Annotated in this window: 15 protein-coding genes; 1 reads left to right on the plus strand and 14 read right to left on the minus strand. The window is 41.2% G+C overall.

The window, feature by feature from the left end; genetic code table 11:
• Window positions 1–70: 70 nt before the first annotated feature.
• Window positions 71–820, plus strand: a complete 750-nt coding sequence (gene yunB, locus NYE63_RS26370) for a sporulation protein YunB (RefSeq protein WP_342603383.1) — start codon at window positions 71–73, stop codon at window positions 818–820.
• Window positions 821–1,016: 196 nt separating this feature from the next.
• Here the strand turns inward: yunB and NYE63_RS26375 are convergent, their stop codons facing one another.
• The 14 genes from NYE63_RS26375 to NYE63_RS26440 form a co-directional block, all read right to left on the minus strand.
• Window positions 1,017–1,418 carry an HD domain-containing phosphohydrolase gene (locus tag NYE63_RS26375; protein ID WP_342603384.1) on the minus strand — a complete coding sequence of 134 codons (402 nt, stop codon included), beginning with the start codon at window positions 1,416–1,418 and terminating at the stop codon, window positions 1,017–1,019.
• On the minus strand, window positions 1,376–1,939 hold the full coding sequence (locus NYE63_RS26380; protein WP_342603385.1) for an HD domain-containing protein: 564 nt from the start codon (window positions 1,937–1,939) through the stop codon (window positions 1,376–1,378). The genes NYE63_RS26375 and NYE63_RS26380 overlap by 43 nt, the downstream gene beginning before the upstream one ends.
• A 173-nt stretch (window positions 1,940–2,112) precedes the next feature.
• Window positions 2,113–2,415: a DUF1805 domain-containing protein gene (locus NYE63_RS26385; RefSeq protein ID WP_342603386.1), complete on the minus strand. Its 303-nt coding sequence runs from the start codon at window positions 2,413–2,415 to the stop codon at window positions 2,113–2,115.
• Window positions 2,416–2,476: 61 nt separating this feature from the next.
• Window positions 2,477–3,862 (minus strand): bifunctional UDP-sugar hydrolase/5'-nucleotidase, encoded by a 1,386-nt coding sequence (locus tag NYE63_RS26390; RefSeq protein ID WP_342603387.1) that lies wholly within the window; start codon window positions 3,860–3,862, stop codon window positions 2,477–2,479.
• A gap of 16 nt (window positions 3,863–3,878) precedes the next feature.
• On the minus strand, window positions 3,879–4,706 hold the full coding sequence (locus NYE63_RS26395) for a sulfite exporter TauE/SafE family protein (protein ID WP_342603388.1): 828 nt from the start codon (window positions 4,704–4,706) through the stop codon (window positions 3,879–3,881).
• An 85-nt stretch (window positions 4,707–4,791) separates the two neighbouring features.
• Window positions 4,792–5,640, minus strand: coding sequence for a DUF72 domain-containing protein (locus NYE63_RS26400; protein ID WP_342603389.1), 849 nt, complete (start codon window positions 5,638–5,640; stop codon window positions 4,792–4,794).
• 181 nt (window positions 5,641–5,821) lie between these two features.
• Window positions 5,822–7,219: a Fe-S cluster assembly protein SufB gene (gene sufB / locus NYE63_RS26405; RefSeq protein WP_144478059.1), complete on the minus strand. Its 1,398-nt coding sequence runs from the start codon at window positions 7,217–7,219 to the stop codon at window positions 5,822–5,824.
• 55 nt (window positions 7,220–7,274) lie between these two features.
• The gene (gene sufU / locus NYE63_RS26410; protein ID WP_034310148.1) at window positions 7,275–7,703 is read right to left on the minus strand and encodes a Fe-S cluster assembly sulfur transfer protein SufU; all 429 of its coding nucleotides are present in this window, start codon (window positions 7,701–7,703) and stop codon (window positions 7,275–7,277) included.
• Complete coding sequence (locus NYE63_RS26415) at window positions 7,693–8,922, minus strand: cysteine desulfurase (protein ID WP_063234026.1); 1,230 nt, start codon at window positions 8,920–8,922, stop codon at window positions 7,693–7,695. Before NYE63_RS26415 ends, sufU begins: the two co-directional genes overlap by 11 nt.
• On the minus strand, window positions 8,922–10,223 hold the full coding sequence (sufD, locus tag NYE63_RS26420; RefSeq protein ID WP_230159881.1) for a Fe-S cluster assembly protein SufD: 1,302 nt from the start codon (window positions 10,221–10,223) through the stop codon (window positions 8,922–8,924). Before sufD ends, NYE63_RS26415 begins: the two co-directional genes overlap by 1 nt.
• Before the next feature lie 15 nt (window positions 10,224–10,238).
• Entirely contained in the window at window positions 10,239–11,024 is a 786-nt protein-coding gene (gene sufC / locus NYE63_RS26425; RefSeq protein WP_034310141.1) for a Fe-S cluster assembly ATPase SufC, read from the minus strand.
• Window positions 11,025–12,423: 1,399 nt separating this feature from the next.
• Window positions 12,424–13,260: a MetQ/NlpA family ABC transporter substrate-binding protein gene (locus tag NYE63_RS26430; RefSeq protein WP_342603390.1), complete on the minus strand. Its 837-nt coding sequence runs from the start codon at window positions 13,258–13,260 to the stop codon at window positions 12,424–12,426.
• Between the two features lie 15 nt (window positions 13,261–13,275).
• Window positions 13,276–13,944: a methionine ABC transporter permease gene (locus NYE63_RS26435; protein ID WP_342603391.1), complete on the minus strand. Its 669-nt coding sequence runs from the start codon at window positions 13,942–13,944 to the stop codon at window positions 13,276–13,278.
• A complete protein-coding gene (locus NYE63_RS26440; protein WP_342603392.1) occupies window positions 13,937–14,971 on the minus strand; it encodes a methionine ABC transporter ATP-binding protein in 1,035 nt (344 codons plus the stop codon). Before NYE63_RS26440 ends, NYE63_RS26435 begins: the two co-directional genes overlap by 8 nt.
• Between the last annotated feature and the right edge of the window lie 23 nt (window positions 14,972–14,994).

Genomic DNA, 14,994 nt, shown 5'->3' on the forward strand with positions numbered 1-14,994 from the left:
GCTGCTTTTTTTTGATTCGAACATAAACCCCTGAACTTAATGCATAGGTATTAGTAAAGGGGGCTAAAGCGTGTTCCGAAAAAGATTTCGACCGAAGAAATTCAAAAAAAAGGGGCCTCTTCCCACCCAAAAAGTATTTCTCTATTCATTTATCCTGTTTATTATATCAAGCATCATGACTCTTTGGTACGTGGACAAATCAATCGAACCCGTGATCATGAGTGTAGCCGAATATGAAATCAAACGGATTGCAACGGAAACGATTCATGAATCGGTTGATGAGAATATAGCGAAGGTCGATATGAACAAAATCATCACCAACAACAAAGGTGGTAAGGACTCCAGTTCTTCCTATAGCTTCAATCCGGTCATATACAGTGAATTGCGGGCTAACATTACGAAGGATATTCAAAAGAAGCTTGGCATCAAACAGGGAAATCCTTTTAAAACAGGTTCAGCCAAAATAAATGATGAACAATATAATAGTGTGGTCTATTATATACCATTTGGTGTCGTGACCGGGAATAACCTCCTTTCCAATTTCGGACCTGAAATCCCGGTGAAAATGTCAGTCATCGGAAATGTTGAATCGGATTTGAGGACAAAACTGACAAACGCGGGCATCAATAATGTTTATTATGAATTGATTGTGGATTTTGATGTCAATATTCAAATCGTCATCCCCTCTTTCACAAAGGAGACCAAGGTGAGTCAGGAAGTGACAGTCGGAAGCCTGCTGATCGAAGGTGATGTTCCAAGTTATTTTAGTAACGGAAACGGTTCGGTGGCACCTGCCATCATGAAGGAAAACAAGGAATGAAAAAACCAGCTTATCCTTGAGGTTAGGCTGGTTCTTGTATATTGAGACATTTCATGATTAGCAAATGCATGTTTTTATTCAAGTCCACTTCATAAGGCTCTTTTATCTGCTCCCCATATTCTTCAAGTATCCTTATCATGGGGCGGTCTCCTATCCCCTCATTTTGAGCGGATACTACCCCTTTTCTCCCATCATTCTATTCGACGGATAGACCATTTGGATAAATGGCAACCGCCCGGCGGAAAGCCTCGATGATCGTATTGTCGAACTTTTTCCCGACGCCGGCATAAAGGACTTCCAATCCCTGATGCGGCAGCATGGCCTTACGGTAAACCCGGTTGGAAGTCACGGCATCAAACACATCGGCAACAGCAATGATCTTGCCGAAATAATGGATTTCATCCCCTTTTATCCCCCGGGGATATCCAGATCCATCTAACCTTTCATGATGCTGATAGGCACAATTCGTAACTAAAAGTGAAACGGTATGAACATTTTTGATTAGATGAAATCCATAATCCGCATGTTTTTGGATTTGTTCAAACTCCTTTTCAGTCAGCTTACCGGGTTTTCGGAGGATTTCCAAAGGCACGAGCATTTTGCGACATCATGTAAAATCGCTCCCAGCCCAAGAATTTCGAGGTTTTTATTATTGATATTCAATTCCATCCCGATTGCCAGGGTATATAAGGTCACATTGAAGGAATGAGTAAAGATATAGTCATCGTATGTATAAACGTCGGCCAATAAAGTCATTAACTCTTTATTTCTTTTCAGTTCGTCCATGATATTTCGGACTATTTGAGTGAACTTGACGTTAGCCTGTTCTTTCGTGAATGATCCATCAAGGTTCATTTTGTTTTTCATGTCCAGGAAAGTGGTTTCAATCATATTAATGGCTTCTCTTCTTAGTTTCCCGGACACTGGGGGCATTGGAATAATGTCATCCGTCCTGGAATCCTGAATGTAAACAAAGGGAATATTAAGGGACACCAGTCGATTGATCATTTTCTGCGTTAATGTAAGACCCTCGCATAATAAGATATGGCCACGCTCATTATAGATGTTTTTACCGAGCCTTGCTCCAGGGCTTAGGGACTTTGTAATAGCTAGCCTCATACTTGTTTTCCCCATTCAATATTTGTAAGTCAAACCGCTCCTTCCTTTATAAGGATTATCGGAAAATATCTTTATAAATGAATCTGTTTGAACATATTTATTGAAAAAATATCAGCATTTTCTTTGCCAAAAAAAAATAAGGCCCCCTTCTGGAAAAAAGAAAGCCCACCTTTTCAAATCATTTTGATTAATGCCTCTTTACCAATCATTCCTGGATGAATTCCCTTTTCCACAGCCTCCCAGGTGACTGACTCAAGCGGCGCTTCCAATAGCTCTTCAATCGATTGAACTCCTGTAGCCCTCCCTGCAAGGATTTTACGATCTTTCAATTTATCATTCAGCAGTCCAACATCTAACGCACCGCACATTATATACCCTTTTTCGGACGTGACAGCAAGTAAATTCGTTTTGGGGAGTCGGACAGAAATGGCTAGGAATGTATGATTATCAAGAATTATTGGTATCATGTTAATCAATGGGTTTCGCCCCTTTCTTCCCCATACTTTATGAAAAAAAGGGTGAAACCGTGATTTAGCGTTAGGCGTTTGTGTATATTTTTTTCAGCTTCCATAAAAGGATATCCCGTAAGAATTCCGGTAATAGGTAATTCTTGCGATTGGAGCGCTGAATACTAGGAAAGAAGTGCCCAAACGTGAACATATCAGGTATTGCCAGTTTATAGGTCTTATCCGTCTGCAGTTTCTCTCCTTTTATAAGTATACCTTTTACGATTCCATTCTCCATTTCGTTAAATTCAATTTGATCATAATGCATGGCTCCCATGATTTTCCCGCGGAAACCGAAACCTTTCACCTGAATATGGGGCCACTCCTCATTTCTCGATTGCATTAAGATTTCTTTTAATTCATTCCCATTAACTTCAACGACACAAGGATTGATGGGATGTGGACAGATTCTGTGAATATCCCCTTTTGTGACAGGTCCCTTCGGCAGCCCTTCGAGCAGAAGACCGGCATTCAAAAAGGAACAATCCGCCTGACTCCACTCCCTTAGAGCCTCCCCAAGGATTTCCGTCAATGGACTTCCTTTGAACCAATCATTAACCAATGCTTTTGGTAAGTCCACTGCAACCTGTTTTAGCGTTTCCCCTCCGGCCTGGTATATCTCTTCAATCCATGCCCGTTCATTCTCCAATTCCAAAAAGTCATTGGTATCATAAAGAATGGCACTCTTCTGGCTAATTTTCTTTTCCTGATTGACGGTCATTTCCACCTGTCCAACAAAGAAACCATATTTCCCTGCACCGCAAAGGAGTGTATCATTGATCAATTTACCCTGGTGGAGGATGTGGTGTGTATGCGCGCCAAGTATGATGTCAACCTCCGGAAAGTCCTCTGCTATCCTCTCATCATCATGGATGCCCAAATGGGAAAGGATGATGATTACATCCGCCTCTGTTTTGACCCTTTCGAGCTGTGCCTTTAACTCCACGAATGGTTCTGTTATTTCCCAGCCCATCGCAGAATAAAACTTTTGAAAAAAGGCTGTCAAACCTATCATGGCAATCTTGGTGCCTTTTACCGTTGTATGTATCCAATATGGCAGCGCCCATTCCGGCCTTTCATTATCACCGTAATATATATTGGCAGCCAAGACCTTGAACTTTGCATGATCATATAAGGAGTCTAACGCATCATGAGGTAAAGTGATCCCTTCATTATTGCCGATGGTCACATATTGGTAGCCCGCTTCATTCAGCAGTTCAATATTTCCTTTACCCAACGTACCTTCTGTATATGGATGCCAGCGATCTACATGATCGCCTATATCAAGTATGATCGCTTCTTCTCCCGTTTCTTGATGAAGTTGTCTTCTTTCTTTAAGAAACTTATCAATACGAGGCCAATTCTCAAAATGACTATGGAGATCATTGGTGTGATATAAATGAATGATTTCTGACATCATTTCTCCTCCTCGTTTATCCTGTAATACCTTGGTATATAAGTCGTAAACCAATGATTATCAGCACTATTTTCAACATATTTTCCAGCGAAGCACTCTTTAGGCGCGTATTGATGAGTGCCCCCAATTTAGCACCGAACCATGCACCCGGAATCAGGGCAAAAGCATATGGCCAATTTACATTTCCAAGGGAAATATGTGTAATCGAATTAGTGATGGAAGATAGAAATACCATGAACATCGAAGTCGCTACAGCCATATGCGGAGGAAAGAAGAAAAGAAGCATCATGACGGGAACCATTAGGGCTCCACCGCCAATTCCAAATAACCCGGAGCTGAATCCCACGACAAAAGAAATCAATACAGCTAACAGGGGGTGGTAACCATAAGAAAATGAATGTCCATTTTCATTTTTATACGTCTTAACTATTTTCCCTTTTCCAGGCTTGAAAAGCATTGGCTTCAAACGATTTTTCACTAATAATACGATAGCCATGAAAACCATGAAAATTCCAAAGTACAATGAAAAAGCTTCGGCGTTAAGGCTTTTATTCACATAGGCCCCTATAATTCCACCAGGTGCACTGCCAATAAAAAAGATTAAGCCGGCTTTATAATCCACCACTTTATGTTTTAAATAAGATAAGGTGGAAGATAAGCCGGTAAAAATCATGATTACGGTTGAAACACCTACAGCGACCTGAGGAGTCAGCTCATCGATAATATTTGTAGATGTACCTAAATATAAAAGAGAAGGCACAATGATGATGCCGCCCCCCAGACCTACAAGAGCGCCAATGGAGCCCGCTAATAATCCAATACCCACTAATACTAACCATACCATGAAGAAATCCGCCTTTACCTATTTGTGAGGATATTACCTCTACTAGCTTGTCACATCATCTCTTTATTTAATTATATAATTCCTTTTAAAACAAACCAAGCTGCTTAGGAGCCAGTCCTTCATATTCTATACCAAGCAACTCAATCATTTGTTTGGCATTATCAGCGGCATCTCCGCCTGAGTTATTATTGAACAGGACATATATCTCCTTGGATTCCTTTTCCAATATCCTGATTTTCTCCACCCATTCAATCAATTCCTGATGATTATATCTATATAAGTACCTGACCTCACGCCAATTATCCCCCGAAGAAGACCTTTGCCAACCATGCAGGTTACGGCCATGAAAGCGTATCAGGGTTTTATCTTTATCGGTGGCATGCAGAACGACGGGAATGGATCCCTCTCCAGCCTGCGGCTCATCGCATACAGTATGGATCCAGCCTTCCTTTTCGATAAATTCCAAAGTTTGCTGGACCACGACGGGTCTGTACCAGCTTTGATTCCGAAATTCTATGGCAGCCGGAATATCGCCCATTTCAGCTTTGCACCATCGCAGGTAATTCACATTTTCACGTTTACAATCAAACCATGGCGGAAACTGAAACAAGACCATCGCGAGCTTGCCGGACTTCTGATATGCTTCCAGAGAGTCGCGAAATGCCTTGAACATTTCCTTCTTACTTTCAAATGGGATTTCCCCACGCTGATGTCCTGTCATCCCCTGATAGGCTTTAACGACAAACTGGAATGATGCTGGCGTCTCGGATACCCACTTTTCACTGTTCCTCTTTGGCTGGACTGCATAAAATGAGGCATCCACTTCCACAACGGGAAAATGAGCCCCGTACTCTTTAAGTTTATCACGTTGGGACACACCGCCATGATACAAACTATCATGATCACCCCAACCGGTCACACCAACATAAATCATCTGCATCATCACTCCTTCGGGACAGGCCTCATTTCCCGTTATTTTTTTACCCATATTAACCCATATCTAATCTTTGATATAAGGGTGTCGAATATCAAAACAAAAAGCCTGCCAGACAGACCCGGCAGGCTTTTGTATGAATGGTTATCCTAAATCGCCTTACAGGCAGGCCAGTCGGTTATTATCCGATGGAGCCTTCCATTTCGAACTTGATCAGACGGTTCATTTCGACCGCGTATTCCATTGGAAGTTCTTTTGTAAATGGTTCGATGAAGCCCATTACGATCATTTCCGTTGCTTCTTGCTCAGAAATTCCGCGGCTCATCAAGTAGAACAATTGTTCTTCAGATACTTTGGAAACCTTCGCTTCGTGTTCAAGGGAAATGTTATCATTCAAGATTTCATTGTAAGGGATTGTATCAGATGTAGACTGATTATCCATGATTAATGTATCACATTCAATGTTTGAACGGGCTCCATCCGCTTTACGTCCGAAATGAACGATACCACGGTATGTTACTTTACCGCCCTGCTTAGAAATTGATTTTGATACGATAGTTGAAGATGTATTTGGCGCTAGGTGAATCATTTTTGCTCCAGCGTCTTGGTGTTGGCCTTTGCCGGCAATGGCAATGGATAATGTCATACCGCGGGCACCTTCACCTTTCAAGATGACAGCTGGATATTTCATTGTCAATTTGGAACCGATGTTACCATCGATCCATTCCATTGTTGCGTTAGCGTCACAAACCGCACGTTTCGTAACTAAGTTAAACACGTTGTTTGCCCAGTTTTGGATCGTCGTGTAACGGCAGTAGGCATCTTTCTTGATGACGATTTCAACAACCGCACTATGAAGGGAGTTAGTTGTATAAACAGGAGCTGTACAACCTTCTACATAGTGAACGGATGCGCCTTCATCAACAATGATTAGCGTACGTTCGAATTGGCCCATGTTTTCAGAGTTGATCCGGAAATAAGCTTGAAGCGGAGTATCCACTTTAACGCCTTTTGGTACATAGATGAAAGATCCACCTGACCAAACTGCCGAATTCAATGCAGAGAATTTATTGTCAGTGGGCGGGATCGTTTTTCCAAAATGCTCACGGAAGATATCTTCATTTTCACGAAGTGCTGAGTCCGTATCTTTAAACACGATACCCAAATCTTCCAATTCCACTTTCATGCTGTGGTATACCACTTCTGATTCATATTGAGCAGATACACCAGCAAGATATTTCTGTTCGGCTTCAGGAATCCCCAATTTATCAAAAGTCTGTTTGATTTCATCAGGAACCTCATCCCAAGACTTCTCTGATTTCTCTGATGGCTTCACATAGTATGTGATTTCATCAAAGTTCAGACTCTGCATGTCGCCGCCCCATTGAGGCATTGGCATGTTGTAAAAATGCTCCAATGATTTCAAACGGAAATCAAGCATCCATTGCGGTTCATCCTTCATTCGAGAAATTTCTTCCACGATTTCTTTTGTCAGACCACGCTTTGAACGGAAGATGGAAACATCTTTATCCGCAAAGCCATATTTATAATCGCCGATTTCAGGCATTTTCTTTGCCATAGCTCGTATTCCTCCATTTCAAATGGCTGAATTACAACAGCTCATTTTAATTTAATTATTCCTTCAATCCCTTTTCCATGGCTTTCCAAGCTAGGGTCGCACACTTGATTCGGGCTGGGAATTTAGAAACACCTTGAAGGGCTTCAATATCCCCAAGGTCCATCTCATCGTCGTATTCTTTTCCCTGAATCATTAAGGAAAAAGTCTCGGACATCGCTAGAGCAGTATCAACGTCTTTGCCCTTAATGGCTTGAGTCATCATGGAAGCCGAACTCATGGATATCGAACATCCATCACCATCGAATTTAACATCGCTGACCTTGCCATCTTCAATCTTCATCGTTAAACGAATCCGATCGCCGCAAGTTGGATTATTCATATCGATCGTCATGCTTCCATCTTCTAGCATGCCCTTATTACGTGGTTTCTTATAGTGATCCATAATGACTTGACGGTAAAGTGTATCTAGGTTATCAAAAGACATTACTGAAATACTCCTTCGTTTTAACAAGCCCGGACACAAGCTTATCAATATCTTCTTCCGTGTTATATAGATAGAAACTTGCTCTTGCTGTCGATGAAACGTCAAGCCACTTCATTAATGGCTGTGCGCAATGATGACCGGCACGGACAGCAATTCCATCTGCATCAAGAACGGTAGCGACATCATGTGGATGTACATCATTAATATTAAAGGTTACTACACCCGCACGCTTTTCTGCATCTTTAGGACCGTATATGGTCAGCCCTTCAACTGCTGACATTTTCTCCATTGCATAAGCGGCGAGTTTATGTTCATGCCGTTCAATATTATCCAAACCGATTTCTTCCAAGAAATCAATTGCAGCCCCAATGCCGATGGCTCCGGCAATGATCGGGGTACCGCCTTCGAATTTCCACGGGAGTTCTTTCCATGTAGACTCATACAAACCTACAAAATCAATCATCTCTCCGCCGAATTCAATCGGCTCCATTTTTTCCAGAAGCTCTTTCTTGCCATATAATACGCCGATACCTGTTGGACCGACCATTTTATGACCTGAGAAGGCAAAGAAATCACAATCCAAATCACGGACATCCACTTTTAGATGCGGCGTGCTTTGTGCCCCGTCCACTACCATTACAGCATTGTGTTCATGGGCAATTTTTGCGATTTCCTTCACAGGATTGATAACACCAAGTACATTCGAAACCTGCATGATGGAAACGATTTTCGTTGCATCCGTAATTGTAGCCCTCGCATCATCAACGGAAATCGTTCCATCCTCTTGAAGTGGAATATATTTCAGTACAGCGCCTTTTTCTTTGGCAAGCTGCTGCCACGGAATGATATTACTGTGATGCTCCATGTAAGAGATGACGATTTCGTCACCCTCTTTAACATTTGCTCCACCGTAACTTCTTGCTACAGTATTTAAAGAAGTCGTCGTGCCTCTAGTGAAGATGATTTCTTCTGTAGAAGAAGCATTAATGAATTTACGTACCTTTTCACGTGCACCTTCATACGCATCCGTAGCTTTTGTTCCTAGTGTATGCACCCCGCGGTGAACATTCGAGTTGTATCCGCGGTAATATTGCTCAATCGCTTCAATCACTGCAGCCGGTTTTTGAGAGGTTGCAGCACTATCTAAATAAACTAATGGCTGACCATTGACTTCTTGATCTAATATTGGAAAAAGCTTACGAATTTCGTATGGGTTCATTACTGTACTTTCCTTTCAATGACCGCTACTAATTGTTTTTTAACTCCCTCAATTGGAAGCTGGTTAACAACAGGGGCCAAGAATCCGTGAATGACAAGTCTTTCTGCTTCTTTCTTTGTAATACCACGGCTCATTAAATAATACAGTTGAAGCGGGTCAACACGACCGACGGAAGCAGCATGACCAGCCGTTACATCATCTTCCTCAATCAAGAGGATTGGATTGGCGTCTCCGCGTGCTTTTTCACTTAACATCAATACGCGTGATTCTTGCTCGGCATTGGCCTTTGTAGCACCATACTCTATTTTCCCAATTCCATTGAAAATGGAGGATGCGGCGTCTTTCATGACACCGTGCTTAAGGATATAGCCCTCAGAGCGTTTGCCAAAATGAATGATGGCTGTCGTAAAGTTCTGTTTTTGTTCCCCGCGTCCAACTACAACGGATTTAGTATCACCGTGTGATCCATCGCCCATCAGATATGTTGTATTATCTGAAATCGTATTTCCATCGTTCATCAGGCCAAGTGCCCACTCAATACGAGCGTCACGCCCTGCTACTCCACGGCGGTTAACGTATGTCGTGAAGCCTTTTGAAAGGGTATCGACCGCTCCGTATTCGACTTTGGCATTCGCATTTGCAAATACTTCCGTTACGATGTTGGCAATCCCTTCGTTAGACTCAACGGTTGAGAAGTAGTTCTCTACATATGTGACAGAGCTATTATCTTCCGCTACGATCAAAACATGGTTGAAAAGTGTAGTATCTGGATTATCCAACAGGAATACCGATTGAATCGGCTCTTTGATTTCTACATTTTTCGGAACATAAAGGAATGCTCCCCCATTAACTAATGCAGCATGAAGTGCTGTTAAACGGTGTTCATCTATTTTAACGCCGTCTTTCATGAAATATTTTTGCACGAGCTCAGCATGGTCACGAGCCGCTGTAAAAATATCCGTAAAAATGACGCCTTGTTCTTTCACATTTGCTGACAGATTGATATGTGCCGGCGTATTATTGCGTTGAATGTATAAGTTTTCATTTTCTTCAATGATGGATTTAATTTCTTCCGGAAGCTCCTCTAAAGAGGCAAAAGCTTCACTGTCAACCGTATGAGTCTGGAAAGAAGTGAAATTCCATTTATCGATTTTCGTTTTATCCGGCTTTGGCATCGGAAGCTTTTCTAATTCAGAAAACGCTTGAATCCGAAGCTCGGATAGCCAAGCTGGATCATTATTTTTAGTTGAATAGGAGCTTATATCCTCTTGTTCAAACGGTAATTTCGTTTCTGTAGTCATTGCAAATCCTCCTACTTACGCTTCTTCGCCAACAGTTTCGTCTTCAATGCCCAATTCTTGTTTAATCCAGTCATAACCTTCCGCTTCCAAGCGGGCAGCAAGTTCAGGACCGCCTGATTTTACGACACGTCCTTGCATCATAACATGTACAAAATCAGGAGTGATGTAATTTAATAGACGTTGGTAGTGAGTGATGATCAAGCATCCAAAGTCTTCTCCGCGCATTTCGTTGATTCCTTTTGAAACGACTTTAAGTGCATCGATATCTAGACCTGAATCAATCTCATCCAAGATTGCAATTTTAGGTTGGATCATCATTAATTGAAGAATCTCGTTACGTTTTTTCTCTCCGCCTGAGAAACCTTCATTCAAATAGCGTTGCGCCATATCTTCATCCATTTCAAGAAATTCCATTTTTTGGTCCATTTGACGAATGAATTTCATCAATGAAATTTCATCGCCTTCTTCACGGCGTGCGTTAATGGAAGAACGTAAGAAGTCAGCATTTGTAACACCGCTGATTTCACTTGGATATTGCATAGCTAGGAATAGACCGACACGAGCGCGCTCGTCTACTTCCATTTCCAATACATCTTCACCATCGAATGTGATGCTTCCGCTAGTTACTTCATATTTAGGGTGACCCATGATTGCTGATGATAAAGTGGATTTACCAGTTCCATTTGGTCCCATGATCGCATGGATTTCTCCACCTTTGACTTCAAGGTTTACCCCTTTTAAAATCTCTTTACCTTCAATTGATACGTGAAGATCTTTAACCGTTAATGTAGAAGCTGACATAATAATACCTCCGTGAACTAATTCCAATTTTATTACCAGAAAGTAAAGATTACTTTCTTAACTATAATTTACGTAAAAGCATTCTCACTTTATTCTCATTCCAATTTTATAACAAATCCAATTTAGAATCAACTAAATAGATAGGGGTTTCCACTTCTTCCATGTTAAAAACCTATCCTATTCTTACAATACTAACAGATATAGCCGATTTACTGCATATTCATACTTATTTTATCTTTTGTTAAAATTATCTTATTATTCAGCAAATCTCTGTCCTTATTAATATATGTTCGAAGAATTCGATTGCAAGGTATGAACGTTCCGCTTGAAAAAGAAAAAAATCGGACTGTCAGGCATTATGTAAGTTTATCCAATAAGGAAACCCTTATTTTATGGACCACTTTCCATTTTACCTCTACAGACCGATCTTTTAAAGAACTCTTTTATATGCTTAGCCGTGAATTTTGCGTTGTAGGTCCTGGACCATTTTGTTGCACTTTACATGTTCCCTATCCCGTTCTTTCTCAACCTCGATACGGAGGTCTAAGTTTCTACTGTACTCACTGTAGCCAATCCCATGTGAAGACTGCATCGCCTTTTCCATTTCGCTTGTTACATTTAAATCTAGAGTATTGATAGTGAACCATCCTTTCAAATTTGTGTATCAATTTATTGCCTTCATTATTTCTATACCCTTCACTTTCATGATTAAACATGAAATGAATTAAATTAGGCCGCAGACTGTAAACAAACTGGATGATCAATGAGTTTGTCTACAGTTTTTTAGTTTTTAGGTTTTCAAAATTTGAACGTTACTTTCCACTTCACTAAGACTAAACAATCAGATAGAATCACTTTCACCTACAGTCTTTATTCGTTCCATGCCGGTTAAGGTTTCCATGATAAAGTGCCTCACTTTTCTAAGTTCGGAAAAAATTATGAGCGACGCATTATGTAAAAGCTGAACGAACAAAACAGTTTGCCTATTCATTTATGCGGCGACAGACCGTAACGGATTTGTGTTGAGGACGATGGTAACACCCAGAAATACTCATGATAGTCGTTTCTTAAGAGCATCTGGTTGAACAAGTGATTAAGAAAGTTAGAAAACCTGAAGCTGGTTGACGCAGATGCAACTAACAAAACACCAGCTTTACTCTGTATAGTCCTCGAAAAAGAAAGATTCTTCCGCAACCATGGCTATTTGTAATATAAGCGTTTTGGTTGTTATCTCTGCCCATCGGCACTCAACAACAAATAAAGAGGGCTATCGTGAGTACAAATCGCTTTAACTGCTTCAAATCCAATAAAAAATCAAAAAGGTTCCGGAATGAGAACATTCCGGAACCTTTTTGTTTACAAACTGCGGCCTGAATTAAATCAGGTCGCCATTCTTGAATTATTTATCTGCCGGTACAACTGCACCTTTGTATTCTTTAAGGATGAAATCTTGAATTTCTTTAGAATGTAATACTTCTACTAGCGTTTTGATTGCTTCTTTATTTTCATCACCTTTGTTAACAGCAATAACGTTAACATATGGTGATTCAGAGTCTTCAATCGCAATCGAATCTTCAAGCGGATTCAAACCTGCGTCAATTGCATAGTTGGAGTTGATCAGGACAGCATCGCCTTCGCCGCTCTCATAAATTTTAGGAAGCAGGGCCGCTTCATAGTCAGCATCGAATTTAAGGTTTTTCTTATTTTCAACGATGTCTTTAGTTGTAGCTGTCGTTTTATCGATGCCTTCTTTTAATGTAATCAGGCCATTTTTTTCTAATAGAGATAACGCACGTCCGTGGTCAGCAACAGAGCTGCTCATAATAATTGTTGCGCCTTCCGGAAGTTTATCAATGCTTTTATATTTTTGTGAATATAGAGCAATCGGCTCGATATGAATTCCGCCAGCATTAACGAAGTCATATCCATTTTCTTTAATTTGCCCCTCTAAATATGGAATGTGTTGAAAGTAGTTTGCATCCAATTCCTTATCATTCAACGCCTTATTCGGTAAAACATAGTCCTGGAATGTTTCGATTTCCAATTCGATTCCTTTTTCTTTAAGAAGCGGCTTAGCTTTCTCAAGGATTTCAGCATGCGGAACATTGGATGCCCCTACAACTAATTTCTTCGATTCTTTTTCCGTATCGCTGCCGCTTTTATCCTTTTCACTTCCACAAGCAGCCAAAGCGATAGATAACACTAAAATTAACGCAAATCCTAAAAACTTTTTCATCCTATTCATCTCCCTTTATCTTTTGTCCAATTTAGATGTAATCACATCTCCGATAATTTGAATTATGAAGACGATAATTAGAATAACGATAGTCGCTACAAGCGTAACGTCATTGTGATTTCTTTGATAGCCGTCCAAATAGGCTAGATTACCAAGCCCGCCTGCGCCGATGACCCCGGCCATTGCGGTATATCCAACCAATGCAATCGATGTTACCGTAATCCCGGAAATAAGGGCAGGCATCGACTCTGGAAGAAGGACCTTCCAAATGATCGTGCTCGTTTTTGCCCCCATCGATTTAGCGGCTTCAATTACACCTTTATCGATTTCACGAAGGCCGATTTCAACCATACGCGCATAAAATGGGGCCGCACCGATAATAAGTGCCGGGAGTGCAGCGTTCTCTCCGATCATGGAACCGACAAGCGCTTTAGTGAAAGGAATGAGCAGCACGATCAAAATAAGAAATGGAATGGAACGGAATATATTAACGACAGCACTCATGATCCCGTTGACTGCCCGGTTTTCCCACATATTACCCTTCGCTGTCAGGAAGAGGACCAATCCTAATATTATGCCTATAAAAAAGGTTGCTACTACAGAGACGCTTGTCATGTAAAGCGTTTCTTTCGTTGCTTCAATAATGTCTTCCCAATCAATATTCGGCAATAATTCTTCAAGCATGAGTAATCACCTCCACGCCTACCTGCTGTGCTTTAATGAATTCGATTGCGCGGAGCATTTCATCCTCTGTGCCATCAAGATGGATAAACAATGTTCCATATGAACCGCTTCTTGTTTGGGAAATCTTACCTTGAACGATATTGACATCCAACTCGAAGTTACGTACAAGCTTGGTGATCAACGGGCTTTCTGCATGATCACCTACAAAGGTCAATTGAATCACTTTGCCTGCAGGATAGCGTTCGAGCAAATGGTCCATCGTTTCTTTCGTTTCTTCTGGTTCCGTTACCTGTTGCACGAAACGCTTCGTCATCTGTTCTTTAGGATTCTTGAAAACATCCAGAACAGGACCCTGTTCAACAACTTGCCCGCTTTCCATCACGGCGACGCGATGACAGATTTTACGTATTACATGCATTTCATGTGTTATCAAAACGATCGTCAATCCCAATCGCTGATTGATGTCAACAAGCAATTCGAGTATTGAGTCGGTAGTCTGTGGATCCAACGCAGAAGTCGCTTCATCACAAAGCAGCACTTTAGGGTCATTTGCCAGAGCCCTGGCTATTCCCACCCTTTGCTTCTGCCCTCCGCTTAATTGTGAAGGATAGGCCTTTTCCCTGCCTTCCAGTCCGACCAACTTGATCAATTCGTTCACACGCTTGGTTCGTTCAGTTTTAGAAACTCCCGCAATTTCCAATGGGAAAGCTATATTCTCCTGAACGGTCCTTGACCATAATAGATTGAAATGTTGGAAAATCATGCTGATTTCTTGACGGGCCTTACGGAGCTGAGCCCCTTTAATTTTTGAAATTTCCTTTTCAGCTACCACAACGGATCCCTCTGTAGGTGTTTCCAATCCATTGAGCATTCTGATCAAAGTACTCTTCCCCGCTCCACTGTATCCGATGATACCGAAAATCTCGCCTTTATTTATTTCAACATTCACATTATTTACAGCCTTTATCGTCTCACTGTTTCCTTTTCCTGTACGGAACAGCTTACTGACTTTCGTCAATGTAATCATTAATCCTCACCTCTTTTATCCAA

The organism is Peribacillus sp. FSL E2-0159, assembly GCF_038643155.1.
GTDB lineage: Bacteria > Bacillota > Bacilli > Bacillales > DSM-1321 > Peribacillus > Peribacillus simplex.

Coding starts and splice junctions, on each gene's coding strand:
- NYE63_RS26375 (WP_342603384.1), bottom strand. CDS start 1,418: ATGCTCGTGCCTTTGGAAATCCTCCGAAAACCCGGTAAGCTGACTGAA.
- NYE63_RS26380 (WP_342603385.1), bottom strand. CDS start 1,939: ATGAGGCTAGCTATTACAAAGTCCCTAAGCCCTGGAGCAAGGCTCGGT.
- NYE63_RS26390 (WP_342603387.1), bottom strand. CDS start 3,862: ATGTCAGAAATCATTCATTTATATCACACCAATGATCTCCATAGTCAT.
- NYE63_RS26395 (WP_342603388.1), bottom strand. CDS start 4,706: ATGGTATGGTTAGTATTAGTGGGTATTGGATTATTAGCGGGCTCCATT.
- NYE63_RS26400 (WP_342603389.1), bottom strand. CDS start 5,640: ATGATTTATGTTGGTGTGACCGGTTGGGGTGATCATGATAGTTTGTAT.
- sufB (WP_144478059.1), bottom strand. CDS start 7,219: ATGGCAAAGAAAATGCCTGAAATCGGCGATTATAAATATGGCTTTGCG.
- sufU (WP_034310148.1), bottom strand. CDS start 7,703: ATGTCTTTTGATAACCTAGATACACTTTACCGTCAAGTCATTATGGAT.
- NYE63_RS26415 (WP_063234026.1), bottom strand. CDS start 8,922: ATGAACCCATACGAAATTCGTAAGCTTTTTCCAATATTAGATCAAGAA.
- sufD (WP_230159881.1), bottom strand. CDS start 10,223: ATGACTACAGAAACGAAATTACCGTTTGAACAAGAGGATATAAGCTCC.
- sufC (WP_034310141.1), bottom strand. CDS start 11,024: ATGTCAGCTTCTACATTAACGGTTAAAGATCTTCACGTATCAATTGAA.
- NYE63_RS26430 (WP_342603390.1), bottom strand. CDS start 13,260: ATGAAAAAGTTTTTAGGATTTGCGTTAATTTTAGTGTTATCTATCGCT.
- NYE63_RS26435 (WP_342603391.1), bottom strand. CDS start 13,944: ATGCTTGAAGAATTATTGCCGAATATTGATTGGGAAGACATTATTGAA.
- NYE63_RS26440 (WP_342603392.1), bottom strand. CDS start 14,971: ATGATTACATTGACGAAAGTCAGTAAGCTGTTCCGTACAGGAAAAGGA.